General features: G+C 40.4%; 25 protein-coding genes. 16 read left to right on the top strand and 9 right to left on the bottom strand.

What is annotated here, in order from left to right; genetic code table 11:
• Positions 1–34 precede the first annotated feature (34 nt).
• The gene (locus tag DWB64_RS01245; protein ID WP_129486359.1) at positions 35–472 is read right to left on the bottom strand and encodes an ECF transporter S component; all 438 of its coding nucleotides are present in this window, start codon (positions 470–472) and stop codon (positions 35–37) included.
• 195 nt (positions 473–667) lie between these two features.
• Between DWB64_RS01245 and DWB64_RS01240 the strand changes: the two genes are divergently transcribed.
• Positions 668–874, top strand: coding sequence for a DUF2087 domain-containing protein (locus tag DWB64_RS01240; protein WP_129486358.1), 207 nt, complete (start codon positions 668–670; stop codon positions 872–874).
• Between the two features lie 403 nt (positions 875–1,277).
• Here DWB64_RS01240 and DWB64_RS01235 read toward each other — a convergent pair whose 3' ends face one another.
• A complete protein-coding gene (locus tag DWB64_RS01235; RefSeq protein ID WP_129486357.1) occupies positions 1,278–2,342 on the bottom strand; it encodes a GGDEF domain-containing protein in 1,065 nt (354 codons plus the stop codon).
• A 337-nt stretch (positions 2,343–2,679) separates the two neighbouring features.
• Here DWB64_RS01235 and DWB64_RS01230 point away from each other — a divergent pair, with 337 nt between their 5' ends.
• From DWB64_RS01230 to DWB64_RS01200, 7 genes are all read left to right on the top strand, one after another.
• Positions 2,680–3,198, top strand: a complete 519-nt coding sequence (locus DWB64_RS01230) for a GNAT family N-acetyltransferase (protein WP_164980154.1) — start codon at positions 2,680–2,682, stop codon at positions 3,196–3,198.
• A gap of 254 nt (positions 3,199–3,452) precedes the next feature.
• Complete coding sequence (locus DWB64_RS01225; protein ID WP_129486355.1) at positions 3,453–4,358, top strand: TIM barrel protein; 906 nt, start codon at positions 3,453–3,455, stop codon at positions 4,356–4,358.
• Between the two features lie 87 nt (positions 4,359–4,445).
• Entirely contained in the window at positions 4,446–4,904 is a 459-nt protein-coding gene (locus tag DWB64_RS01220; RefSeq protein WP_129486354.1) for an ASCH domain-containing protein, read from the top strand.
• 109 nt (positions 4,905–5,013) lie between these two features.
• Positions 5,014–5,118, top strand: coding sequence for a hypothetical protein (locus DWB64_RS19590; protein ID WP_371682592.1), 105 nt, complete (start codon positions 5,014–5,016; stop codon positions 5,116–5,118).
• 325 nt (positions 5,119–5,443) lie between these two features.
• Complete coding sequence (locus tag DWB64_RS01210) at positions 5,444–6,490, top strand: CHAP domain-containing protein (protein WP_129486353.1); 1,047 nt, start codon at positions 5,444–5,446, stop codon at positions 6,488–6,490.
• 120 nt (positions 6,491–6,610) lie between these two features.
• Positions 6,611–7,492, top strand: a complete 882-nt coding sequence (locus DWB64_RS01205; protein ID WP_164980153.1) for a class I SAM-dependent methyltransferase — start codon at positions 6,611–6,613, stop codon at positions 7,490–7,492.
• Between the two features lie 47 nt (positions 7,493–7,539).
• On the top strand, positions 7,540–8,568 hold the full coding sequence (locus DWB64_RS01200; RefSeq protein ID WP_129486351.1) for a hypothetical protein: 1,029 nt from the start codon (positions 7,540–7,542) through the stop codon (positions 8,566–8,568).
• 73 nt (positions 8,569–8,641) lie between these two features.
• On the opposite strand, the gene DWB64_RS01195 is transcribed toward DWB64_RS01200, so the two are convergent.
• On the bottom strand, positions 8,642–9,139 hold the full coding sequence (locus DWB64_RS01195) for a hypothetical protein (RefSeq protein WP_129486350.1): 498 nt from the start codon (positions 9,137–9,139) through the stop codon (positions 8,642–8,644).
• 117 nt (positions 9,140–9,256) lie between these two features.
• On the opposite strand from DWB64_RS01195, the gene DWB64_RS01190 reads away from it, so the two are divergent.
• The 7 genes from DWB64_RS01190 to DWB64_RS01160 all read left to right on the top strand — a co-directional run bounded on the left by DWB64_RS01190 (position 9,257) and on the right by DWB64_RS01160 (position 17,376).
• Complete coding sequence (locus DWB64_RS01190) at positions 9,257–10,177, top strand: aminoglycoside phosphotransferase family protein (protein ID WP_129486349.1); 921 nt, start codon at positions 9,257–9,259, stop codon at positions 10,175–10,177.
• A gap of 82 nt (positions 10,178–10,259) precedes the next feature.
• On the top strand, positions 10,260–11,198 hold the full coding sequence (locus DWB64_RS01185; RefSeq protein WP_129486348.1) for a methyltransferase: 939 nt from the start codon (positions 10,260–10,262) through the stop codon (positions 11,196–11,198).
• Positions 11,199–11,215: 17 nt separating this feature from the next.
• Positions 11,216–12,175, top strand: coding sequence for an aromatic ring-hydroxylating dioxygenase subunit alpha (locus tag DWB64_RS01180; RefSeq protein WP_129486347.1), 960 nt, complete (start codon positions 11,216–11,218; stop codon positions 12,173–12,175).
• 40 nt (positions 12,176–12,215) lie between these two features.
• Positions 12,216–12,962: an alpha/beta hydrolase gene (locus DWB64_RS01175; protein WP_129486346.1), complete on the top strand. Its 747-nt coding sequence runs from the start codon at positions 12,216–12,218 to the stop codon at positions 12,960–12,962.
• 217 nt (positions 12,963–13,179) lie between these two features.
• The gene (locus DWB64_RS01170; RefSeq protein WP_129486345.1) at positions 13,180–15,672 is read left to right on the top strand and encodes an ABC transporter permease; all 2,493 of its coding nucleotides are present in this window, start codon (positions 13,180–13,182) and stop codon (positions 15,670–15,672) included.
• 10 nt (positions 15,673–15,682) lie between these two features.
• Complete coding sequence (locus tag DWB64_RS01165) at positions 15,683–16,384, top strand: ABC transporter ATP-binding protein (protein WP_129486344.1); 702 nt, start codon at positions 15,683–15,685, stop codon at positions 16,382–16,384.
• A gap of 11 nt (positions 16,385–16,395) precedes the next feature.
• The gene (locus DWB64_RS01160; RefSeq protein WP_129486343.1) at positions 16,396–17,376 is read left to right on the top strand and encodes an HlyD family secretion protein; all 981 of its coding nucleotides are present in this window, start codon (positions 16,396–16,398) and stop codon (positions 17,374–17,376) included.
• Between the two features lie 138 nt (positions 17,377–17,514).
• On the opposite strand, the gene DWB64_RS01155 is transcribed toward DWB64_RS01160, so the two are convergent.
• The 6 genes from DWB64_RS01155 to DWB64_RS01130 form a co-directional block, all read right to left on the bottom strand.
• Positions 17,515–19,458: a translation factor GTPase family protein gene (locus tag DWB64_RS01155; RefSeq protein ID WP_129486342.1), complete on the bottom strand. Its 1,944-nt coding sequence runs from the start codon at positions 19,456–19,458 to the stop codon at positions 17,515–17,517.
• A gap of 157 nt (positions 19,459–19,615) precedes the next feature.
• Entirely contained in the window at positions 19,616–19,852 is a 237-nt protein-coding gene (locus DWB64_RS01150; protein ID WP_129486341.1) for a hypothetical protein, read from the bottom strand.
• Positions 19,853–20,050: 198 nt separating this feature from the next.
• Positions 20,051–20,572, bottom strand: a complete 522-nt coding sequence (locus DWB64_RS01145; protein ID WP_129486340.1) for a DUF2202 domain-containing protein — start codon at positions 20,570–20,572, stop codon at positions 20,051–20,053.
• 164 nt (positions 20,573–20,736) lie between these two features.
• Positions 20,737–21,444 carry an MBL fold metallo-hydrolase gene (locus tag DWB64_RS01140; protein WP_129486339.1) on the bottom strand — a complete coding sequence of 236 codons (708 nt, stop codon included), beginning with the start codon at positions 21,442–21,444 and terminating at the stop codon, positions 20,737–20,739.
• A gap of 43 nt (positions 21,445–21,487) precedes the next feature.
• Positions 21,488–22,558: an adenylate/guanylate cyclase domain-containing protein gene (locus tag DWB64_RS01135; protein ID WP_129486338.1), complete on the bottom strand. Its 1,071-nt coding sequence runs from the start codon at positions 22,556–22,558 to the stop codon at positions 21,488–21,490.
• Entirely contained in the window at positions 22,558–23,091 is a 534-nt protein-coding gene (locus DWB64_RS01130; RefSeq protein ID WP_129486337.1) for a V4R domain-containing protein, read from the bottom strand. Before DWB64_RS01130 ends, DWB64_RS01135 begins: the two co-directional genes overlap by 1 nt.
• Positions 23,092–23,318: 227 nt before the next feature.
• On the opposite strand from DWB64_RS01130, the gene DWB64_RS01125 reads away from it, so the two are divergent.
• On the top strand, positions 23,319–24,539 hold the full coding sequence (locus tag DWB64_RS01125) for a hypothetical protein (RefSeq protein ID WP_129486336.1): 1,221 nt from the start codon (positions 23,319–23,321) through the stop codon (positions 24,537–24,539).
• The last annotated feature ends 12 nt before the right edge of the window (positions 24,540–24,551 follow it).

Here is a 24,551-nt window from a genome sequence, read left to right as displayed (position 1 = left end):
ATACGCGATACTCATTTCGCACCCAACTTGTCTTCTACTGCTCAATCTTCAGCCCCATTGCAGCGACTAAGACTGCAAGGGTAAGACCTGCTCCGAGTCTTCCGAAAATAAGGTTGATCAGCAGAGAAAGAAGCACGATGAGTTTGAACTTTTTATAGCTTAGGTTTGCAGCCAGCGCGTAACAAGTAAGTTCAACTATCATTATAGGCAAAATTGGATAAATAGGTGGCATGCCTGTCAAGAGGCTGTTCACAAGAGGTGTCATGATTGCAACCAGCACGGCATAGGGGCTAGTAAGTATGAAGCCTGCAACAATTACTGGAATATGCATAGGTAAAAACACCGGGCTCGCGGCTCCCAAAAAGTGCATTGCAAATGGCACTATCACACCAGTTCCCATCAAGACTGAAGCCCTGATCATTTCTTTTGTGTCAAATTTTTTGGTTAGTTCTCTTTTAGATATTGATGTCATATATTTCCTGGTGCTTCCAATACTTAATTGGGTGGGGGTACACTTATCATAATACTCCAACGGCTTCATTCTAACAAGATTAAATGATGTTAGCCACTGGTAAGCTATATTAACAAGCTTTTTCTAGATTTTAGGAATAGCCGATTCGAAATTATCGAAACGCACATAGAGGTCGATCATAAGGATATCCTAGACATGCTCTTGGACCTTGCCGTCGTTGAAGTCTTTAAAGATCAAATCCAGCTTGATCGGTTTCTTTATCAAACGTCTGCTCTGAGTAAGGAGTTAAACGAAAGGTTAAAAACCATCAGTGATGATATAGCAAGGATAAGGCGATATCTGATACAGTACGGCTTCTTTGACAGACCGAAGGACTGTAGACTGTATTGGATTAAAAAATAAAGATAATTTGCAGTTAACTCCAGTTGATCATGATTTCTTGTGAATGACTGGAGTTTTTTATTGGGATTACACAAGTATGAAGGGGAAAATTAAATTTTGATTGAACTGCTAAGCTTTGCTGGATACTAAGGAAGAACCATCATGAGTATGGTTAATAATTTTTAGATGATCAGGGGCGGGTAGTCAAATGGCCTGATAATAAAACCTTAAATTGAAGTATATCGCTGGAAAGTTTGAGAATAAGCTTTTGAGCGCACCCGAAACAGCTCACAATACTGGAAAGTGAAAAATTGTGAAACAGCATAACAGGAAGAGATAAGTTGCTTTAAATAGATAGAATCCATCCTCAAACCTGACGGTCCTATGGCATAATGTAGGTGAAGGGCACGGCAGGGATCCATTATTAAGTTGATTCCTTGAATACGAAACGATTTCTACCAAGTCTTTTCGCTTCGTATAAAGCGTGGTCTGCCAGGTTTACCAGCATATCAAATTCAGATAAACTCTTTGTAAACTGAACAACTCCTATGCTTACAGTTATTTTTAAGATATGACCATGAGTCATTATGTCAAGGTCCTCAATAAGGTGACGGATTTTTTCTGCAATCAATAAGCCTTTCACCTCATCAGTGCGTCTTAGCAGAAGTGTGAACTCCTCACCACCATGTCTTGCAAAGATATCTTGATCTCTTACGTTTTCTTTTATAGCTTTGGTAACTTGCCTTAGGACTTCATCTCCGGCATCATGACCATAGGTATCATTGATTTTTTTAAAATGGTCAATGTCCATAAGGAGCAAAGTAAAGGTGTGATTGTACTTATGTGCAAGATCAAATTCCAACTTGCTTTGATTGTAGAAGTTTCGTCGATTGCTAATGTCGGTAAGGCTGTCGGTGTTTGCCAGGTACTCCAGTTCCACTCTTTTTTGTGCTAAGTAATAAGCATGCAAATAGAAATATAGGATGAGTATGGTCATGGTAGAGAGAATGGTAAAGAAAGAAATGATCCTTGCGGGAGCGTGTCCAATCTCATAAATGTAGAAGTTCACTGCTGAGAATCGACTGATAAAAAAAAGAAAGAGGCTGGCAAAACTAATTGCTAATGCGAAAACTCTTTCCTTTAGCTTGGTGATATCCATTATTACGAAGGATCCCATCGGCAGTAAGAAATAAAAAAGCTCATAATTAGTCGTCAAAGGAAACCAAAGGAATGTCGCTAAAGAAAGCTGAACGATATTTGTTATGATGATACTCAACTTCACGTACAAATAGCGTTTCCGTTTCAGAGCGCTGATGAGTGTGAAGTGAAATGCCAAATAGACGATATGCACCAACCGGGCAGGCCAAAATGGAACCCAGATCATATAAATGCTCAGAAATAAGACCGTTGTTAGAATGATTATCGCAAGTAAGGAGTAAAGTAAAAGTTCTTCGTGAGTTAATTTATTCAGCACTTCCAGTGATTTCATTTTTTGCTCCTATTAAACATGATTGAGATGAATGTGTTTTAGTCTATATTCGCTTAATACCCAACTTGTTTTCTGGTACTCAAATGTTAAAGCGGATGATGTGAGTCTAAACCCCAATAACACGCCCGCGATCTTTGAAGCTTTAGGTCTTGAAGTGAACTTTGAAAGCAAAATAAAACGAAGCGATTTATGTAATTAGGTCTAGAAATAGTGTAAAATAAGAAATGAAAATATTTCCAAGCAAGTATTACAATTACTCCAGGTATGGGTTGGGCTCAAATGATGATGTGATTCCACTCAAATGGAGGCCATCGCCTGGAAGGTGGAAAGGAAAAAGATGATAAGGACAGAAAGACTCACAATTAGACCCTTTACAATGCAAGACAAGGACTTCCTATTCGAATTGAATAATGATAAAGAGGTCAATCGATTTAGATCTAGCGACACGGCGTCCATGGAATACTGTATTGATTCCATTAACGATTGGAACGAGAAATATGGTGATGGTCTATTGAATGTCTATCTTTTTGAGATAACAGAATCAACAGAGCCAATCGGTTTGATTGGAATATTCAAGAGAGATTCAGATAGCAAGGCGGAACTGGGATACAGGATGATGCCAAAGTTTTGGAAGCGGGGATACTGTGCGGAAGCGGCAAAAGTGTTGATCGAAAACTACTTCTCGCATACAAATGAAGATGAAATTTTTGCGGAGACACACCCTGAAAATAGGAATTCAATCGTGTTTCTTAAACAGAATAGGTTTATAGAAGAAGTGCACGACATGCAGGATCGTGGAAGTCTCTTTTTCACATCGCGAGAGCTCTGGCGAGCTTCAGAAAAAATTGGAGGATAAGTTCAGTGTCTTTGGTTTAAGTGCTGATGGGCTAAGATTGGCGATGAGTGAAGAGATCGTTGCCGATTAAACTAAGAGTAACAATGGAAACAGTTTCACTGTTAAAAGTGAAGCTGTTTTTTATTCTTATGCCCACCTCAACGGCAAGTTTTCTGGACTTCAATTATTAGTATTACAAATACCTTAAATCCATCCTGTTCTCCCGTGCTATTTGGTAAAATAAGTAGTAATGGATAAGATGCAAGGAGGACAGCATGAAAAAAACATATCGTATTGGCATGCATGGTGGCTTTGATCACGACAAGTTTTCAAGAGATTACATGCCTGAATTTATACAAGGAATCGAAGTGTGCAGTTTTGAAACGATGGACGAGGTGAACACCCTATTTGAACATAAGGAAAAGCATGGTTTCAGTGTTGGAGTACATTTTCCCATGTTTAAAGGGAATTATAAGCAGCGCGATCCTTTATATTTGCATAAGGAAAAAAAGGAGCGTGAGGATGCGTTCTATGCGATTGAGCAAGAGCTGATCTTAGGTAAGCGAATGGGAATAGAGTACTTGCTCATGCACTTTCCAAAACCAATGCCATTGGATGTTAAGCTACCTTGGAACCTAGCTGTGGTTCAGGACAAGGAAAGATACACGGAATCGGAACTCAGTAAAAAGGAATTTGAAGAACTATGCATAGACTGTATAAAGCGCCTTAACGAACTGTCGACTCATTACGATCTACCAATTGTGCTCGAACTGGACTTGCTGAACGGTTATTTGAACGATGGTGTGTTTTTAAGTGGGTTACTCAAAGAAAATTCGGCAGTAAAAGTATGTCTCGATAGCGCAAGGATGCATGTCAATGCTAAGATCGACCCGAACTTTGATATGCAAAAGCTGGTCGGCAGGTTGGCACCCTATACAAAGGTTTTGCACTTATCCAATGTGATGGTGAGTGAACACGGACTGCACAATCGTCATCATCCGGTTTCGAAAGATGAAAGAACAAGCGACGGTTACGGGGATACTCACTCTTTCTTGCAAACATTCAACGCTAGCAAGCAACCAAAGGAGTTGAACATCCTATTTGAACATCAATCAACAAGAATCACAATTGTAGAGTTGATAAGCTGTTATGACTGGGTTATCCAAACGCTTAAAGGATAGCTGGGATGAGTTTGTAATAGTGTTCTGCCGTTCTAAGTTAAAGTTTAGCAACTTATTTACTAAACCAATATGGAGGTTTCTCGTTCAATGAAATGTCTGACAATAATGGAACCGTATGCGACACTGATCGCACTAGGCAATAAAAGAATAGAAACACGATCATGGAAAACCAGTTTCCGTGGTAGAATCGCCATACATGCGTCAAAGAACATCAACAAGGCAAGTAAGGAAGATTGTCTAATAGCTGAGTACTTAACCATACTCCAGCCTGATTATATTCAACTGGCTAAGGACAAAAAAACTGTCTACAACTTTGATTTTGGCAAAGTGGTCGCCTATGCCGATCTGGTGGACTGCGTTCAAATGAAAGTGCTGACAGACGAACATGCTGTGTTATCTAATGGGCTGAAAGTGGAGGGCGACGAACTTCTCTTTGGAAATTTTGAACCAGGAAGATATGCTTGGATACTTGAAAATGTCGAAAAAGTGGAAGCTGCAGGTGAAGTCGTAAAAGGACGATTGGGCTTGTGGAATCTAGAAGTATAGGAAAAGCATGCGTTGGCATACACCCTGTATAAGCACATAACGAAGTTTACTTACTTCAAGGGAAAAAGCCCTTGCTTAACTTGTTTTAAAAGGGAAATCTAACAAAGAAATCGCATCTGAACTGTACATCACGGAAAGTACAGTGAAAAACACGTTCAGAACATATACAGAAAGTGTCAAGTCAGTAGTAGGCAAGCTTTTATCGAACTTATAGACAAGTCCTCTGATCAGGAGATGATGTGACTGGTCAGAGGTCATAAGAATATGTAGGCAAAATAGAAAGCTTCTTAATTATATTGAGAAGCTTTTTTTGTACTTTAATTATGTCTGCCGAATGTTTCGCTGAACAGAATCCAACCTATGTTATTGTAGGCGCACATGAAAATCAACATAGATTCTCCTAACTGTAATGGTTTTTTCTGGTATAATATGTAGATATGAAGTGGTACAAGAAAGCTGCCCTTCAAGTTCATGATTTGGCTGTTGAGAGGTGTTAGGAGCTTGTAGAGAATTAGATCACTCCAAAGAAAGGTGTAATCATGCAACTAAAAAAACAGATCAGGTTGGAAAGTGTGCAGGTACTTGTAGATGAGATGCTGCTCACGATTGATAGTACAAAAGACAGACGCAGTGCATCTGTCCATTTATATGGCGTGGCCCAGACAGCGGCGATATTGGCGATGAAAAGAGAGTTGAATCCTGAGCTGGCCAGTATAATAGGTATGCTTCATGATTACTATCTAATGAGCACAGGTGTTCAGAAGTATCATGCCCAGAACAGTTCAGAAGCGGTCCGCCCGATAATCAGAGACATGGGAATCTTCAATCAAGAAGAGCAACATACGATCCTTAGTGCAATTTTTCATCATGAGGATAAGGAAGCTGTCCATACTGCGTATGATGAACTGATTAAGGATGCTGACTTGCTTCAAAAATATTTGCATCATGTAAACCATGGGGTAAAAAAAGAACATGTGAACAGACTGACAATGGTACTTGAAGAGTTGTCGCTGCCTATCCAGTTTGAAATCTTAGAAGACGCAACAATCCCTAAAATAGCAACAGGGGATAATAGAAGAAATCGCCTTGCAAGCATCGCACAAGAGCTGGTTTTTGAGAATATTATTGGAACAGCAGCTGACACAAATTTTAGAAATATGTGCAAATACTGGCCGGATGATAATATTTACAAGACCGCCTGTAATAATTGGTGTGCGATGTTTGTTTTTTACTGCTGTAAAATGGCAGGCTTCGAACTGCCGATCAAACATATTGGATCAAAAATACGATTCGGAGCTTGCCCCGCATGGAAGGACTGGGCGACGGACAAGTCCGTCAATTTTTATCATGAAGCAACAGATGAAACCTTTACCCCACAAAGGGGAGATATCGTTATTTATGATAAGTTGATGTCAGCTACCGCTTGTGACCACATAGGGATTGTTTTGGACTATGATGGAAGGGTTCTTCAGGTCGCTGAAGGGAATGTTGACAATAAGAATTATTCCGGTGTTGTATCAAGAGATCGCAATAGTAATATCGATGGATTTATACGCATTGCGAATGACTATGAGTATTCCTTTTAGCATGCCTTTCTTGATAGTCGCAGTCACGCATAACTTTGTTATAAGCATTTAATCCGAAATCTTCGGAGTCAATTATGATAAACTTTTAGAACTGGCTTAAAGTGAAAGATGGAGGTTGTTATGAAACATACATTCTGGTCCAATCAAGTTCAAACAGCAGATCTACTGTATCAGACACGAAATATCAGGTTTAGACATGCTTACAAAGTCAAGCTACTTAAAGGGATTGGTGCAAAGGGTGGCACCGACATTCTAGAGATCGGTTGTGGACCCGGGTCACTTAGTTTTAGAATAAAGGAATGGCTGCCTGACGCACGTGTGACTGCCCTTGATAGGGATTCGAATTTTGTGGAGTATGTGAAGCAAAAATCGCTTGAACGTAACTTGGAGATTACCGCTGTGGAAGGCGATGCTCTCAAACTACCTTTTAAAGATGAAACGTTTGATTTGACCACTTCTCACACAGTCATTGAACACGTTCCTACAAAAGAATTCTTTGACGAGCAGTACCGCGTGCTCAAAAATGGTGGCACCTTATCGGTCATCAGTTCAAGACCGGAGCTGGCGATTCATAGGAATGATGAAGACGAGACCACTTCTGAAGAAAAAGACATTTGGGAACTGATTAGAAAGCAAAAGGGTGGAAAACTAGCCGGTGTTTGCGAGTATCCTTTAGGGATCACCGAAATTCCTAAGTGGTTTGAAAAGACTGGTTTTAGGAATATTGAAGTCGATTTTGAAGTGATTACCTATATACCAGACGATCACCGTTCGAACGAAGAACATAAAATAGACATTGTCGAAATTGAAAGAAATTGTGTGCTTGATTGCATAAGGATCGATGAGAAACTCTTAGAAGGAAAGATTGAAAGTGAAAAGTTTGAACGCTTGGTCTCGCTTGTCAACACACGTTATGACAACTTGCTAAAACGCACACTAGAAGGTGGATCAACTTGGCAGACCGCTGCGAATCTGCTGATGATGGTAAGAGGCATTAAATAGAGTATAAAGCTTATCACAAGTTCATGTTAAATCAGAAAAGGGGCGTTATGAAGAACTGCTTAAGGATGATTAAATACTTTGCAACTGGTAAAGTGGATTACACAATGGATCAAGAGCTTATTTTTGAACATTATGGAAATACCATTAAGGGTTCTCTTGTTGGAATTCATAGAGCTGATAAGAAGTATTATTTGAGGGTGCTTCATGAAATTTCTTTTTCGTACCATAAAAATGACAAGTGGATGGCTAATGGAGCATTTGACGAAACAACTGTTAGAGATAACCTGCTAATGGGGCTTTCTCCTCCACCTACTAGGTTTAAGCTTAGTCCTGAAAGTGTAAAATTACTTGGAATCGAAAGTGATATCATAACATGCAAAAATTACGGTTATCAAACAGATCAATTCAAATCCGTCGTTAAAAGTTCGGACTCTGCACTGCTTAAGCGACATAAAGTTTCCGAACTTAAGCTGGTCGAGCTTGAAATTAAGGATGATTTGCACCTGAAAGTAAACGAGACCAGGCTTCTAAAACCGAGTTTGCAGCAAAAGGTTCATTATAAAAATCTTGTTTTGGAAAAACCCATTCTAATCCCTATAAAAATCAATGAGACAGTGGAACCTATGATTTACACATTTGACCATCAGGCGTTCAGAAGCGGAATTAAATTTGTCATTCATCACTGCTATACGTACGATATTTACAACGAAAGCTACGATAAAGATGATTTAATCGGCAAGGGTGTTGATCCTTTGATGGTTGATCAGTGGATAAATGAGAGAAGAAAGCATATTCAAAATGAGTTCAACTCCAATGAGTTGCTCGTAATGATCGATTGTGAATCCACTAGGGGAACCAGCATTTGTATGGGTGTTCACGAATCACTGGATCAGGTGCAGTCGAAAAAACAAAGCAGCATGTTAATCTGGGGTAAGTCCCACCAAGCGCCTGTTTGTAAAAACAGTGCAAGAAGTCATCAGTGGATAGGTGTTATTGAAAAAGAGGACAAATCGGATTTGCTCTTGGAAATACTAGGTGCACATGTCCATGAAAGTGCAAAGCAGAACGACTGGTGATTTGCAAACACATGATGTGTAAAAAAGCTAACCAGTCATGAAACCTGGGGTCTGATTTGTTAGAAATCCAGTATTATCTATATGTGAAGAGCAATCCTTTGGTTATGCTCTGAAAGCCCTTTATGAGATGACTGGCTTCATAGTAATGGTGGGGATATTTGCTGCTCACTTCTGATTTTAACTGCTTGAAGTGATTGATTTCATCAGTGATGAAAAAATAGGTACCATCATGTTTAAAGAAATGAATGACATGGTGTATTTTTAGATTTTGCAGATGACGGGCATAGAAAATCACATCGAGGTCATCTGCGTTTATGTGGATGTCCTTGCGATTAAGGTGGAAATAGATATGATCTTCATCGATTGTCAGATGACGGTCTTTATAGAGCCGGATTTTCATCAGGTAGAACCTAGCCAAATAAAAGCATGTTATGCATAGTATTAAGACAAACGGCCATACGACAAATCCTTCCTGATGGATTTGATTTAGCACAAAAATACCATATGTAAAAGTGGATAACAGCAGTAGTAAACCGAGGATATACAATTTATATGGATAGGTAAATTTCATTGCACACGTCCAATCATTCTAATGTAGTTGCTTCTCGTTTTTATGTTACCCATCTGAAGTGTAAGATATTCTAAACTTATTTAGAATCGATAAGTAGAGACCTAAAGGAGACTATTTATGCAAATCGATGAAAGGTATAAAAAAGACTTGATTGATTTCATGGGTGAGAAAGCGATCAAGTGGTTTGAAGAGATTCCTGCGATTATCGAAACCTGTCAAAAAAACTGGTTGCTGAACGAGGTTAGCCCAGTAGCAAATCTATCCTATAACTATGTTTGTACAGCCGTATCCAGGCTTTACGGTGATGTCGTGCTTAAGATTGGTCTTCCGGATGCCGAATCAGCGATCGAAAGACATGCCCTAAAGGATTTGAATCAGGAATACATGTGCCATGTTCACGCCGTAGACGAAGCGCTTGGCGCGATGCTTATCAAACGGTTTACCCCTGGGGATGAACTATGGTCGCTTAAGGATCCTAAGATCATGCTTGAGATTGCAACGCCCATTATAAAAGCTGTTCCTACAGATAAGATCAATAAGGAGATTTATCCCGAGCATAGGCAGTGGCTGGCTAGGATATTCACATTTATACGTGGAAAGTACAGTGCTGACCACAAGTGGTTTAAGCATATGGAGGCTGCGGAAAGAGTCTATGATGACTTGGATGTAGACAATAATCCGATCAAACTGCTTCATGGCGACCTGCACCACGGCAATATCATCAATCATGACGGGGAGTGGCATGTCATTGATCCTAAAGGCGTCATCGGGTATTACAGCCTTGAAGTCGGCCGTTATATGAACAATCAATTTGATGTGAAAAGTGAAGGGCACGACGAGGTGCTGACACTGATGATCGACACCTTCTCACAAGCCTTGCATCTTAGTAAGAGTCTTATCTTGAAGTCCTTTTATATTGATCTGGTTCTTAGCACCTCTTGGTACTATGAGGATGTCAATCTTGACGAAGAGGGGATCAGCGAAGGCATCGAGAATTGTGATTACATACTGAATTTGATCAAATCTAAAAGTGTGTGATGAAAAAAGTATAGAAGTACGCTTTTAAAGCGAAGCAACTTAAGAAGCATGGACGATTAGAAGCGGCAAGGAGCTGACAACTATGTACAATGACACCTTTATGGAACTGAACGAAGCTGTTTACTTTTTTAGCATGATCAACAGTAACGCGGAAGGACCGTTAACTATCACGCTAGACGATCCAACCGTTAAAAAGCTGGGAATGACAGCAAGTGTTATAAAAGCCATGATGAGAATCTTGGTTGTAAGCCGAATGATCGATCACAAGACTGGCAGCTATCTATTGACTGATGAGCAAAGTGAAAAACACAAGCAAATTCTTGAGAATATCCAAAGCAGAAATCAAAAACATCACTTTGATGCTTTCTACGATAAAGCGCTTAACAGATCGCAGTTCTTTTTTAATGATCTTAGTAACGCGGAATACGAAATCTACTCCAAGTGCAACTTTCCGATCACGCGCAAAACAGGCACTAGGATAAGTGAACATATTGATTTAAGCAATAAGAAAGTACTTGAATTAGGTGGAAATAGCGGCGGTTTAGGAACGGCTCTGGTTGAGCAGTATGAAGACTGCTCTTACACCATTGTCGATACTGAAATTCCTTGTAAGGTTGGTAATGAGTATAAGCGCCTTAACGAGGTGGACATGACCTTTATTGAAGGGGATATCTTTGATTTAGAGTTGCCCTGTGAAATTTATGATTATGTGATCCTGATGAATTTACTGCATGATTTTGATGATGAGAAATGTGTTCGTATTCTAAATAGCTGCAAAGGTTATTTAGGAGCAAAGACAAAGTTTATCATTATTGAAGATATTCTGATCAATGAGTTTGAACCCAAAGAAGCTGTCATGCACGGCCTTAGATTATCAGTCGAGTGCAGAGGTGGTAAACAAAGGACTTTAGAAGAGTTTTCGAACTTGTTCTCATCGATAGGTTACAAACTTGATTATTCAATAAGAGTAGACAGTGTGCATGGGATGTTGATGATGCGACTCGAGACAGAGGTGTATTAGCTAGTTGGGAGGAATCAATGTTTAAAAATCAGTGGTATGCGATACTTGAAAGCCATGAAGTAAAATCAAAGCCTATTGGCGTGACTAGAATGGGCGAGAAGCTTGTTTTATGGAGAAATAGTCGTGGTGATGTGTCATGTATCTTTGACCAGTGTTGTCACCGGGGGGCGAGCTTGGCACTCGGCTGTGTGAACGAGGATAAAATTGCCTGTCCATTTCACGGTTTCGAATATGACAAGTCTGGCAAAGTGACGCTGATTCCTGCAAACGGAAAAGCCTCCAGTGTAGCAGAACGATACAAGGTGAATGCTTACCCCATAAGAGAAGCTAATGGCTTTATTTGGCTTTGGTATGGAGCGTATGCAGAGGATAACCTTCCTGACCTGCCAATGTTTGAAGAGATAAAAGAAGGCTTTGTGTATAAGACGTTTTCAGAAGTCTGGGATGTGGATTTTACAAGGTCTATCGAAAACCAACTCGATGTGGTCCATGTGCCCTTTGTTCACGCGACAACGATTGGGCGTGGTGGGAGAACCATTGTGAATGGTCCTGTCGTAAAATGGCAAGAGGACTTAATGACGATCTATGTCAGTAGCAGTTTGGATGATGGAAAAACAATCGCACTAGGTGCCGATGAAATCAAGAACTACGAATCACTCTTCAGGTTACAGTTTCAGGTTCCCAACTTATGGCTCAACCATATCGCAGAGAAGGTAAAGGTCTTTGCGGCTTTTGTACCGATTGATGACACTCATACTAAAATCTATCTAAGATTTTATCAGAAATTCCTGCCGGTGCCCGTTTTGGGGAAGGCAATGGCGAGTCTGAGCAATATCTACAATAAAAAAATTCTACATCAGGACAGGGATGTGGTATTAACACAACGCCCAAAAAAATCATCGCTTAGGATGGATGAAAAATTAATCCCAGGCGATTTACCGATTATTGAATTTAGGAAGCGTCTTGAAAAGGGTTAAATGAGAAGCTTTTTTACACTATGAAACCAAAGGGAATAAGATGGAAAAGGTAAAGATTATCAATCAAAAGGGATTAACGATCATCGGCAGTCATTATTCGTGTGAGTCCGAATCGATTGTAATCATGGCACATGGATTCACCAATGACAAATCTTCTAATGGACGCTTTGATACGTTAGCTGAAGCACTTCTAAAACAAGGTTTCGACAGTTTGGTCTTTGATTTTAGTGGATCTGGCGAGAGTGATGATGATGAGTTGACCTCATTGAATCAAGCCAATGACATGGAGTCGGTTATTACATTTGCCCTAAAAAGCGGCTATAAGAACCTTGTTCTCTTTGGCAACAGTTTTGGTACACTGGCGTGCCTTAAGAATTACAGGGATGAAGTGAAAACCATGATTCTTGTGGGAGCGTTAACAGACAAGATGGTTTACGACTGGTCGGACTACTACACAAAAGATGAGTTGAAAGAGTTAACTGAAGTAGGGTGTTTTCTTGATAAGACAAGTAGAAAACACAAGATTTCAAGGCAGACCTTATTGGATTTTGAAGAAGTGAATCAAGAAGACTTGTTGCGTGATCTAAAATGCCCAGTACTGATAATTCACGGAGATCATCCTGAAGATGAGGAAGAGCTGCTTTTACTGAAACACTCTAGGAAAGCATTAGAAAAACTTCCAGAGAACTCAAAGCTAAAAGTTATTAAAAACGGGCGGCATGGCTTGCGTGATGAGTGGGGGCAAGTGATTGATTTGACTTGTGATTGGCTGCACAGGCACATATAAGTATATTCACCTAGCATCGGTGTGTTCTGAATGACTAGAATAATAGAACTAAAAGTAAAACAGTTAACAAATGCAAAAGGCATGGGTTAACTGTTTTTTTGTGACTTTGTATGCATTAGAATCCTATTAGAGCACTATTAGAACTTGTCGTCTTATCTTGTTTAGCCTTTCTTCTTCTGATAGATTTCATAGTAAGAAGAAACAAGGGGGGACCACAATGGGCATAATAGTTAAATTTACACTGCGTAGCATTAAAGAAAAAAAGTTTAGGACTTTTCTCATACTCTTGTCAATTACCTTATCTGTCGCATTAACCTTTGCCTCGATAGCCCTAAAAGATAGCATCACTGACACCTTTACAGAGATGATTAAAAAGTACATGGGAACGGCTAATGTGTTGATTACTGCGAATGAGGAGTCGCCGAGTCAAACCATAAGGTTAAAACCTTTGGGTGATGCACAGACTTTTATCGATTATCAGATTGGAACGGTTGATGCTCAAGCTGAGTATAAGCGACCAGGTGAAACGAAAGCACAAAAGATAAGCATTAGGGGATATGAGCAAGCGGATCTCGATTTACTTGGGGTTGTCAACCTTATAACGACCCTTGATGAACCTTATGTTGGTAAGGTAATGTACGTTTCTGAGCAAGCGGCAAGTGCAAATGGATGGACATTAGGACAGAGTATCGATGTCACGGTACAAGGTCAAAAACACAAGGTGCGTATTGCCGGTATTGGCGCTAACCAAGGGGCGCTTTCGTACCAAGACGGCGCAAGTTTTGCAGTAATGCCTACAAGCGCCCTTCAAAAAATGTTCAATATCGAAGGCCGTTATACCTTTGTGTTGGCAAAAACTGCAGAGGGCGTACCTATTTCAGAAGGAATTGAAGCCCTTAAAGGGGTTTATAAACGGTATGAGGTGAGCGAACCTGTACCCTGGGATGAAATCATCACAATGCTCAATAGCATTGTGATTCCCTTTATGTTCATGTTGCTTCTTGTGATTGCCACGGCTGTTTTTATCATCTATACCGCATTTAAGGTCATTACCACTGAGAAGTTACCTATACTTGGAACGTTTAGGTCCATAGGTGCCACAAAAGCCACAACTGACTTTGTTTTAATCATGGAAAGTGTCTTTTACGGCATCATTGGTTCTGCCTTTGGCCTAGCCTTAGGTACAGTCGTGCTTAATTTGTTAGGCGGAATGATGGCCAAGGGTATGATGGGCGGAGAAGTCGCTGCTCAAACAAGTGCTTCGGTTCACTACTATGTGATTGCAGGTAGTTTCGGGCTTGTACTTTCAGTATTAAGTGGTCTTGTTCCCATCATTAAAGTGTCTAAGATTTCTGTAAGAGATATTGTACTGGGAACCATACAACAAGTGAAAAGCAGAAAAATAACAACCTTAATCTCAGGTATTTGCATTATTTTTGCATCCTTAGCCATCCCCTTATTTATGAAAGGTCCCATGGCGTTACCCTTAAACGGGATTGCTACACTTTTATTGTGTATCGGACTTGTTTTTATAATCCCCTTTGCGGCGGATCTTCTTGTAACCCTGATTGCTAAACCCGTACAAAAGATCTTTGGTAACTTGGGTTATATAGCCGTCATGAACATCAGGGGCAATGACAGTATCATCAATAATATTTCACTGCTGTCACTTGGTATCGCAGGGATCTTACTAATCAATACCATTAGTTTCTCCATAACCACCGAGGTCTTAAAGGTATATAACGATGTTAAATACGATGTAGACCTTAGTCTTAATAACGCCAACAGGCAGACCCTAGGACGAGTACTTGCCATTAAAGGGGTGGATGAGGTTTACGGTGTTTATCAGGCCAGTGCTGAGGTAGAAAACACAGGAGTTAAGTTGGGCTTTGTTCAAGGTGTAGACGGTATGGACTTTTTCGACTACTGGCACATGGATTTTATGACGCCCACAGATTTATCCCAAAAGTATTTGGGACAGTCGCGCGTCATCATCATCAATCAAACCATAAAAAACAAGTTGAACGTTGATGTTGGGGATGTGATTCCCCTGACATTTTCAAAAGACATCACCCGGGACTATGTGGTGGTAGGAGTAATCAATACTCTCATGAACAACGGAAACTACGCTATTACATCTGGAAAAACACTTAAACAAGATGCAGGATTATCGGGTTATAGCAGCATTTTGATAAAAACGAGTGCACCCAACGAAGTAAAAGCAGCAATTGAAGACAAATATAAGCGCGAATGGTACTGGGTACAAACCCTAGACGAGATGGAAGCCCAGAATAACGCAGCGAACGCAGCAATCATAGGCGCCCTTAAAAGCTTTTCAATTATTGCAATGATGATAGGGATCTTTGGCATATTAAACAACTTTGTAGTGAGTTTAATGGCAAGGTCACGAAGTATGGCGGTCATGAAGTCAGTCGGCTTATCAAAAAAGCAAACGGTGAGTATGCTTAGTTTAGAAGCCCTGATCAGCGGTCTCATTGGTGGCATGATGGGGGTCTTGGGGAGCCTTGCCATGATTGTGCAAATTGGGGTAATCTTACACCTGATCGACCTTCCCATCAAGTTAAGTATTGATTCAGGCATCATGCTGACGGGTTTTATCGCTGGAGGCCTTATCTCAGTGGTATCTAATTGGCTGCCAGCCATTAGAACTTCAAAACAAAGCATTGTTGCTGCCATAAAATTCGAATAAGGAGGACGTCATGTCAATCATCCAAGTCATTCAATTATACAAGCGGTTTCCCATGGGAAAAGCAGAAGTTGAAATTTTAAAAGATATTCATTTATCAGTGAATGAAGGCGAGTTTGTAAGCATCATGGGACCATCGGGTTCTGGAAAAAGCACTTTGTTGTACTTGTTGGGAGGCCTTGATAAACCGAGTGAAGGCAAGGTCCTAATTGGTGGCAAGGATATTACCATCATGAAAGATAAGCAAGAAAGCATTTTAAGAAGGCGGGACATAGGATTTGTCTTTCAGTTTTACAACTTGGTTCCCAACCTAAATGTAATCGACAACATCATGTTGCCTGTGCTTTTAGATGGGGGCAAACACAAGGACTACCAAAGGCCCTTAAGTGACATTTTAGACATCGTTGGTTTGTCTGATAAAAAGAAACACACTCCAAGAGAACTGTCAGGCGGACAGCAACAGAGGGTGGCCATTGCCAGAGCCCTCATAAATGATCCGGACATTATTCTAGCAGATGAGCCCATCGGTAACCTGGATTCAAAAACTGGTACAGATATTATGAAACTCTTTAAAACCATCAATAAAGAAAAGGGTAAAACCGTGGTTCAGGTTACTCATGCCATGGAATCGGCAGCCTATAGTGACCGAATCATTATGGTGAGAGATGGCCGTATTATTGATCATAACTTTCAACAAACTAGTCAAATTGTGTAGGGGGACTAACAATGAAAAAGGCGATTTTTATGGGATTAAGCCTCATAGTATCTATGAGTCTTGTAGCATGCAGTGCCCAAGCTGTTAAGGTAGAAGACCAAGAAATGCCAGAAGTGATTCAGGATCAACACATAGAGGTTTACGGCAAGGTAGTGGCAGGTGAGACAAAAGTCATCACTTTGAATCAGAGCTTTATGATTGAAGAGACAAATGCAAAAGTGGGAACAAGTTTAAAGAAGGGCGATAACCTCATCACCTTTAATCCTTCCGATATAATGGCACAGAAAAACCTGCTAGAAATGCAGATTGCCAGTTTATCACGGCAAATTGAAAAAGGTGATCTAGGTTATTCTCAGGCTAATCATAGTTATGCCAGTACAAAAGCAGAAGTGGATGCTGCCCAAGAAACCTATGAGAAAAATCTAAAACTCTACGGAGCTAATGCGATTTCTGAGTCAGAACTTAAGCAATCGAAGGATCAACTGGATACCGCAAAACGTCAGCTAGAGGCTTCGGGTCTGTCTGTCACAAGTGCCTTATCAACATCTACAACTCAAACAGAAGCTTTGGCTTTAGACTTAAAACGCTCACAAAACCAACTTGATCAAATTCTTCAGTTATTGAACAATCCATTTGTTAATAATGGCGAAATAGTGTGCGCCTTTGACCATGCCATTGTCTCTGAAGTACATGTGCAATCAGGTACTTATTATAGTTCATTTAGTCCTCTGCTTGAACTTATTAATCAAGAGAAGTTATTGGTTCGAGCCACTGTTTCCGAAGAGTATATGAACTCCATAAGTTTGGAGCAAAATGTAGAAGTTTCTATTCTTGCTTACCCAGACATGCAGTTTCAGGGTCAAATTACATTCATCAGTGCAAAGGCAGAATTTGAAGGTGGAGAGACTGTGATTCCTATCGAAATAACTCTTGAAGACACGATGGACCTTATGCCTAATATGAATGCTGATATTAAAATACCGGTGCAGTAATCATATTTTTAAAGATAAATAAATATCATCTGAGAGGATTGGTGACAGACATATAGACCAAATTGACATTGAATCCAAATGAGGTGATCACTTAAATAGATCTTTTAGATATTGTCTAGTCTTTTAGGAATGATCCTTTTATGATTCGCAGTGCATAAGCGCTTCTGCTTCTTCCCAATCAACCGTATAGCCGCTGCCTTTTGAGCAAAAGATAGAAGAAGAGGAATACTCGCTGTCTGTGTGCTTATCGTATGCCTTTTCTTTGATGACTTCGTGGGTGTTATGACAGGTGTCATAACCACAGACGACGAGTTGAATCATGCCTTTACCTGCTGTAAAAGCCGCAAGTTCCAGCGGGTATTCCATAAGGGTTGCGACTGGCGCTCTACCTGTTATGATGACCTTATCTGTTTTGATTTCGGGTGGTGAGAAGGTTCCTGAAAATTTTTGAATGTCACTAAGCACACGTCCCAAGTGGTCGAGATGCACTTTGATTCTAAAGTTGTAGTAGGGCTCCAGGAGCAGGTTGTCGGCTTTTTCGAGACCCTGCCTGAGGGCACGTTTTGTCGCTTCTCTAAAATCACCACCCGAGGTATGCATCTTATGCGCCTTGCCCGTTAGGAGGGTGACTTTAAGATCGGTGAGAGGACTGCCTGTCAGAAGTCCACGATGGGCTTTTTCGAAGAGATGATGTTTTACCAGATTTTGATTGCCTGTTGTCATATCATCGGCATGGCAGGCGTTCAGAAATTGGACGCCCGAACCTCGCTGGCCTTTTTCAAGCTTAAGGTGAACTTCGGCGTAGTGGCCCAAGGGTTCAAAATGCCCTTTTCCAATGGCTGTATCGGCGATGCTCTCTTTGTAGATGATGCTTGGTTTGTCAAAACTGATATCAAAACCAAAACGCTGCTTTAAGAGATGCTTAAGGACTTCGAGTTGAATGATTCCCATGACCTGGATCGTCAGTTCAGCGTGTTGCTCTTCCCAAACCACGTTCAGTGTAGGATCCTCTTCGTTTAACTCGTTGAAGGCTTTTACCAGTGCTTTTAGGTTGACATCGGCCTTATAGATGACTTTTGATTTGAGTGTAGGAATGATGTGGGATGTCGTGTCGTGTCGCTCGCTTCCTATCTCTAAACCGGAATAGGTCTGTGAAAATCCTACGATCCCCACAACTTGTCCAGCAAGGGCACCATCGACGTTTTCCGATTTTCTACCGTTTACCAGTCTGATTTGAGTGATCTTCTCATGATAGATTTCAGAATTTGCACTGTACTCAAGCATGTCTCTAACATGTATTGAACCCGAAATCAGTTTCAAATAAGTGACGCGAGTTCCTTTTTCGTCATAGCGTATTTTATAGACTTTTGCTGCTAAAGTTTTGTCGTTACTTGAATAAGCTGTGGTTGAGTACTTATGAATCAACTCGAAGAACGGCTCAATTCCTTGGTCTTTAAGGGCGCTTCCGCTCATACAGACAATTAAGTTCCTGTTAGTGATCAGGTTAGTGATTTTTCTGACCCACTCCGGATCAGTCCTATTGCCTACTAGGTATAGGTCGAGCAGGGCTTCATCCCGTTCTGCCGCATACTCATAGAGTAAGTCCAAATGATCTTCTTTCAAAAGGCAAATTTCTGATGAAAACTCACCTTTAAGTTCATCTGCAACAGCTTCTACATCAGCCCCTACGCGGTCTATCTTATTAATGAATATGAATGTTGGAATATGATGGTCTTTTAGGAGTTGCCATACGGTTTCTGTATGTCCTTGGATGCCTTCCACAGCGCTTACGATGATGATGGCATAGTCCATGATCATCATGCTGCGTTCCATCTCTGGTGTAAAGTCCACATGACCAGGGGTATCGATTAAATAGTAGGTATGATCTTTATAGTCAAAGAGGGCCTGATCGGCAAAAATGGTGATACCGCGCTCTCTTTCAATGTCGTGGGTATCTAAAAAAGAAGTCTTATGATCTACCCTTCCTTTTTCTTTAAGTTGGTTGGTGTAATACAGTAGACTCTCAGAAAATGTGGTTTTACCCGCATCGACATGAGCGAACACTCCAATGGTTTTATGCATAAGGACTCCTTTAATCATCTTATTCTGCAATCACTTTATCTTAATCAAAAATTCGATGAATTACTACCGTATCTTATAACACTTATGATGATGAATATCTATTGATCTGGTGCAAAAAATATAAAAGAGCTTATCCTCTTATGTGGGTTAAGCTCTTTTAGTGTTCTAGTTCTAATGAAATTTGTTTGAGTAAACGGTTTGCTGTTGGATCGGTGTGACCTAGTTTCATGTTGTCCAGATCCCATTTAACATCAGAAGCGCCTAGTAAGATATTCTTTGGAACTAATGGTTTGATGTGCTCAATGATCTCTTTGTAGTTTTCTTCTTCATGTGTGTTTGAGAAGTTGACCCCGATACCTTTGTCTGTGTACTTCAACTTAATAATGTTTGACATTTTCTTTCCTCCTTTGTCTTGATTACACTGTCAGTATACACCCGCTAGAATTAAATACAATAGGAAAACGGCGGGAAAACGGTGTCTATTTTAGGAAAACGGTGTCAAAATTACTAAGGCTGTGATTGTTGAATACTAATAGAAACCGCGGAATCTCCTTAGGCCTAAGGTATTCGGAAAAAGCCATGCCTTACAATTTTATCGATTTCGACCTCTTCGTTGATTGGAATTGGAAGAACGGGAAAGATTCGTTTCAAATGCGTTTAAATGTGCTTCGGAGCCTTTAATCAATTGCTCAAATACGGCTCGAACATCCTCGGGTAAATCTTGTTCTAAAAACTTCTGATAAAGAGCAATATTGTCGATTTCTGCCTGAACACCTACTGCATAAGCTTCTGATAAGGTGGAAGGCAAGACCACATGCGAACTTGTGTCGATCGTAGGTATTTCAATTTGATACGTCGCCATCAAATCCTCTACCCATGTGATATGTCTTGATTCCGCTTTAATAATGTTGCTAAATGGTCTTGATACGTCAAACGCATCAATGATGGCTTCGTATGAGTCATGAGCAAGATACTCATCCTCAATGGCATAGGTCAGCATGCTTTCTAGTGTGAAAACATCATCCGTTGTACCTTCATGTCCAAAGGCGTCAGCAAATGGCAAATTACTTATTACCAAAATACCTATCATCACCGTGCTAATTAATTTTTTCATTTCGATTCCTCACTTTCTTCAACTTGTTTGTATAAACCAATCATACAGATCAAGTGTGACAATCCAATGACAACTTGGTGTAATTGCCATGAACAGTGAAAAGAATCGTTTTATTGTTAAAAAGAATTGAGGTACTCAATTAAGGCTTAAACAGGCTGGTAGTCTTATAAACCAATAGAAACCGCAGAAAAACCTTCGGCCTCGACCATGGCCGCATTCAGATATTTATCGAAGTGCATGCAAAACACTTTTGATCTCAGATATTCGGGTACGGTTTCCTTTAAGAGGCGTAAAGACATATGAACATTGCCATCAAAGTCCTGACTGCAAACATCCTGATAGGCATAGTCGATTTCGTGATTGGCAAGCATTGGTATAATATGGGCTTTCAAATTATTCGCATCGCCACTGTAATAGAAAGAATGACGATCATATCTCAACAGGAAGCCGAATGTCGAGATCACATCCACGTGGCTGACATCGATAAATTCAACGGACAAGCCTTTAAATTCGCCATGCTCTATGCTTTCATACATCCTACTGCTAAGCTTATAATGAAAGGGTTCGCAACCGATCGCTGATAAGAACTTTTCCATTAGCTGTCTGTCAGGAAAATAGATGTCAACTTGAGTTTTCATGATGTAATATGCATAGAAAATCAAATCACCCAAACTACCCGCATGATCAGGATGCGTATGGGTGATGATGACACTAATCTTCCTAACGTCTTCAAGCAAGCCACTTTCATTGATGGACTTGAAAACAGTCGAACCGCAATCGATTAAGAGCAGTTCATCATTTGATTTAATAAAGGCGCTAGTATTACCGAGCGGAGTATTGAATGCGCTTCCTATTCCGATAAAAGTCAACAAAATTTGATCCTTCCTTCACTAATATGATTGATTAGACATACATTTATTCAACAAAGTACATTTTTAAATCGCCCTTACCCTTTACATAGATATTACCACGTTCTTCCACTGAAAAAGCATTTTGAATTTGTTGATAGACAGGTTCTGAAATATTGATTCGCATAGGCTCTGAATTGCTTTCGAGTCGCGAAACGACATTGACTGTATCACCAAAAACATCATAGATGAACTTGGTTGTGCCGACAACGCCGCCAACAATACTGCCCGTATGGATCCCAATACGTACTTGCCATTTGATAAACCATGAATCATTTCGTGCTTGAAGGTCCTCAACGATTTTTTTTGCTGCCTTAACCGCCATTTCTGCGTGATTTTCGAGATCGTCATGCATACCCCAAACGGCCAAGAACGCATCACCGATGGTTTTGATACGTTCCCCTTTTGTTTCTGTAACGATGCTATCAAACATGGTAAATACGCCGTTGAGTTCATCAATCAGCATTACAGGATCAATTTTTGACGATTCGGTTGTAAAATCTACAATGTCCGAAAAGAATACTGTGACATTGTCATATAGTCTTGGTGTTGTCCTGCCTGTTGTTTCCAGTTCGTGAATGACTTTCTCAGGTAAAATACTGCTAAGAAGTGAATTGATTTTATCCTTATCCTTGCGGATGGTTTCATTTGCCGTCTGAAGCTGAAGATTTTGCTCTTGGATTTTATCAAAGGCTTCTTTTAGCTGTCTGGTCATGCTGTTAAATGCATCAGAAAAATCACCCATGAAATTCACGGTGTGATCAAAATTGCCTTCTGCGATTTGTTGGGTGACCCACGTCAGATGCTTAAGGTTCGCCTGAAGGCTTTTAAAGGACTGAAGGACAACCATGTTACCTTGCGGTGCGTCATAATCGAGTTCGCCTCTTGATAGCGAGTACATAAAATCCGCAGTGCTGGCGTACTCGGTTGTCAACTTATTGAAATACTCATAACACTGTTTAAGTTCGTTGTCAGGGTAATCAGCAGGCAACATCAAGGGATGAACCTTTTTGCCACTGAGTAATTGATATACGGCTTCAGTTAAGCAATCGATGTCATTCTTTTTTACAGTTAACACTATACTGCCTCCGATGGTCTTATATCAAATCGACAGACGCGATCTCCTGAGCACCAGCAGTCGATTTCTTTCACATCAAATTTCATATTTGTCTGACCAAGTAAAAGTCCTGCGATGAAACCTTCGTCATAGACACAAATTTCTTCGTCTGTGATAGGAAGCCCAGAGCAGTCCAAGTCCTCAGAAACAGTTAGAGTAAATAGGTTGTTGTAAAGATCGGCGTTTTCAACTCTTAGAATTCCGATGCCCAAATCTTTTAGTTTTTCTTGTGTGCGTTCTACAAATTCGCTAAAAGTGTCTGCTTTACCTATCATGTTCTTTAAAAACTCAAGCCCCGCTTTCTTACCTGCGTCATAAAACACAGCATCTGTAGCTTCGACACCAACTGCTTGAATCATAGCGTCACGAAGTGTAAACTGCATTAACCTATAAACATCTACCGGAACATTTTCGCCTAGGTTAGGTCGTCCTTCACTGACATTTCCTAACATGGTCCACTCAAATTTGGATTCAGTTCTTTCTTCTTTAAACATACTGACCTCCCAGATTAGTTTATAATAGTACTTTGAATGACTAACTTTTGTAATTTATACCACTTTGATGTGGTGTTAAACCAGTTGTTCATCACACTATAATTAAATACATAATTAATCGACTTTCTAGCTTTTTCTCAACTAAATTTTTGATACTCATTTGTAACTTTTTTCTCTAGCTATCGATGTAAGATAGGGTTAGATTATAAATGACATTGGAGGTAATGATGAAAAAAAGCATTTTAGGTTTGTTGTTTGGTGTTTTTACTGCTTCTGGTCTGCTTGGAGGGTGTACAATATCTCAAGCGGAAGATGTGATGAAAGAGCCTAGTCTTGATGTTGATCTGGGTGCTAGATGGCTAGACGAAGTTGAACATGGAGAACTGGTTAGCGGTATTTTCGATTTAGGTGAGGGCTACTCCGCAGCGGTTACCGCTGATGGACAACTTGTGATCGAGGTACTGGATGAGCGTAATCAAAAGGTCAACAGCATCGAGCTTGCAGGTTCTACGCTTGTAAAAGTAACTACATATGATACAACTGGTGATGGTACTGATGAGGTCATCATCCAATATTTCCATGATACCGGTCGTAGCTTAATTGAAGTGTATGATATTGCAACTGGCGGTGATGTGATTTATACTGCAGAGGGAAAAGCATTTATAGTTGCAAATTTAGCAGGTGGCGATCAGCTTTATATCATGGGTGAGGAAGAAGTGGATGCCATTAGGGAGAGTTATCTGTATGAGTTGAATCTTTCTACCTTTGAAGAACAGCAAAAAATCAATCTGGGTTTCTTATATGGGACCGAGATGGAAAGCGGAAAACTCATGGACGGTAGATCCGCGGTGTTCTTTACAGCAGGTGTCGGTGCGCACAGTGCTGTTTCTGATGCTGTGGTAAAATCGGTTGACGGTCAACTTGAAGCGCTTTTCTACCGCCAAGAAGGTGAATATGATCAGCCCTATACCGCTTACTATGCAAGCATTAGGGATACCGATGGTGATGGTGTGTTTGAGTTTCCGTTTATGGATCCATCCCCCTTTCAAACGGATAGCTCTATGGCGGGTACTGTTTGGCTGACTTGGTATGCGAACTGGATCGAACCGGATTTCGTGGATGTAGCGGTGTACCACGAGACGTATTATGGTAAGCTAAAGATGAAGCCTGAATGGGTGCAAAACTATGCCATCACACGTAGCGGCTACGAAGACGAACAAATCTATTATACGTATACGGATACGGTTTCTGCAAATGAGCTAGTGACAATCTACTACGTGGATGATGTTGAACTACAAGCACTTAAAACAGAGATAGAGGGTATAGAAGTATTAGATAAGTCCGACTATCTAAATGCTGTCGCTAGTTGGTCGACAACCATCACAGAGATGGAAAAAAATGCCTTTAAAGAGGCTTTTGCGATAAATAAAGAGGCGATGAAGAGGTAATGAAGAGGTAAT

Source organism: Fusibacter sp. A1 (assembly GCF_004125825.1).
GTDB lineage: Bacteria > Bacillota > Clostridia > Peptostreptococcales > Acidaminobacteraceae > QQWI01.
The sequence above is the reverse complement of the archived record's forward strand: the minus strand, read 5'-3'. Positions and strand labels throughout refer to the sequence as shown.

Excerpts from the sequence above, each read along its gene's own strand:
- DWB64_RS01245 (WP_129486359.1), bottom strand. The coding sequence starts at position 472 with ATGACATCAATATCTAAAAGAGAACTAACCAAAAAATTTGACACAAAA.
- DWB64_RS01240 (WP_129486358.1), top strand. The coding sequence starts at position 668 with ATGCTCTTGGACCTTGCCGTCGTTGAAGTCTTTAAAGATCAAATCCAG.
- DWB64_RS01235 (WP_129486357.1), bottom strand. The coding sequence starts at position 2,342 with ATGAAATCACTGGAAGTGCTGAATAAATTAACTCACGAAGAACTTTTA.
- DWB64_RS01230 (WP_164980154.1), top strand. The coding sequence starts at position 2,680 with ATGATAAGGACAGAAAGACTCACAATTAGACCCTTTACAATGCAAGAC.
- DWB64_RS01225 (WP_129486355.1), top strand. The coding sequence starts at position 3,453 with ATGAAAAAAACATATCGTATTGGCATGCATGGTGGCTTTGATCACGAC.
- DWB64_RS01220 (WP_129486354.1), top strand. The coding sequence starts at position 4,446 with ATGAAATGTCTGACAATAATGGAACCGTATGCGACACTGATCGCACTA.
- DWB64_RS01210 (WP_129486353.1), top strand. The coding sequence starts at position 5,444 with ATGCAACTAAAAAAACAGATCAGGTTGGAAAGTGTGCAGGTACTTGTA.
- DWB64_RS01205 (WP_164980153.1), top strand. The coding sequence starts at position 6,611 with ATGAAACATACATTCTGGTCCAATCAAGTTCAAACAGCAGATCTACTG.
- DWB64_RS01200 (WP_129486351.1), top strand. The coding sequence starts at position 7,540 with ATGAAGAACTGCTTAAGGATGATTAAATACTTTGCAACTGGTAAAGTG.
- DWB64_RS01195 (WP_129486350.1), bottom strand. The coding sequence starts at position 9,139 with ATGAAATTTACCTATCCATATAAATTGTATATCCTCGGTTTACTACTG.
- DWB64_RS01190 (WP_129486349.1), top strand. The coding sequence starts at position 9,257 with ATGCAAATCGATGAAAGGTATAAAAAAGACTTGATTGATTTCATGGGT.
- DWB64_RS01185 (WP_129486348.1), top strand. The coding sequence starts at position 10,260 with ATGTACAATGACACCTTTATGGAACTGAACGAAGCTGTTTACTTTTTT.
- DWB64_RS01180 (WP_129486347.1), top strand. The coding sequence starts at position 11,216 with ATGTTTAAAAATCAGTGGTATGCGATACTTGAAAGCCATGAAGTAAAA.
- DWB64_RS01175 (WP_129486346.1), top strand. The coding sequence starts at position 12,216 with ATGGAAAAGGTAAAGATTATCAATCAAAAGGGATTAACGATCATCGGC.
- DWB64_RS01170 (WP_129486345.1), top strand. The coding sequence starts at position 13,180 with ATGGGCATAATAGTTAAATTTACACTGCGTAGCATTAAAGAAAAAAAG.
- DWB64_RS01165 (WP_129486344.1), top strand. The coding sequence starts at position 15,683 with ATGTCAATCATCCAAGTCATTCAATTATACAAGCGGTTTCCCATGGGA.
- DWB64_RS01160 (WP_129486343.1), top strand. The coding sequence starts at position 16,396 with ATGAAAAAGGCGATTTTTATGGGATTAAGCCTCATAGTATCTATGAGT.
- DWB64_RS01155 (WP_129486342.1), bottom strand. The coding sequence starts at position 19,458 with ATGCATAAAACCATTGGAGTGTTCGCTCATGTCGATGCGGGTAAAACC.
- DWB64_RS01150 (WP_129486341.1), bottom strand. The coding sequence starts at position 19,852 with ATGTCAAACATTATTAAGTTGAAGTACACAGACAAAGGTATCGGGGTC.
- DWB64_RS01145 (WP_129486340.1), bottom strand. The coding sequence starts at position 20,572 with ATGAAAAAATTAATTAGCACGGTGATGATAGGTATTTTGGTAATAAGT.
- DWB64_RS01130 (WP_129486337.1), bottom strand. The coding sequence starts at position 23,091 with ATGTTTAAAGAAGAAAGAACTGAATCCAAATTTGAGTGGACCATGTTA.
- DWB64_RS01125 (WP_129486336.1), top strand. The coding sequence starts at position 23,319 with ATGAAAAAAAGCATTTTAGGTTTGTTGTTTGGTGTTTTTACTGCTTCT.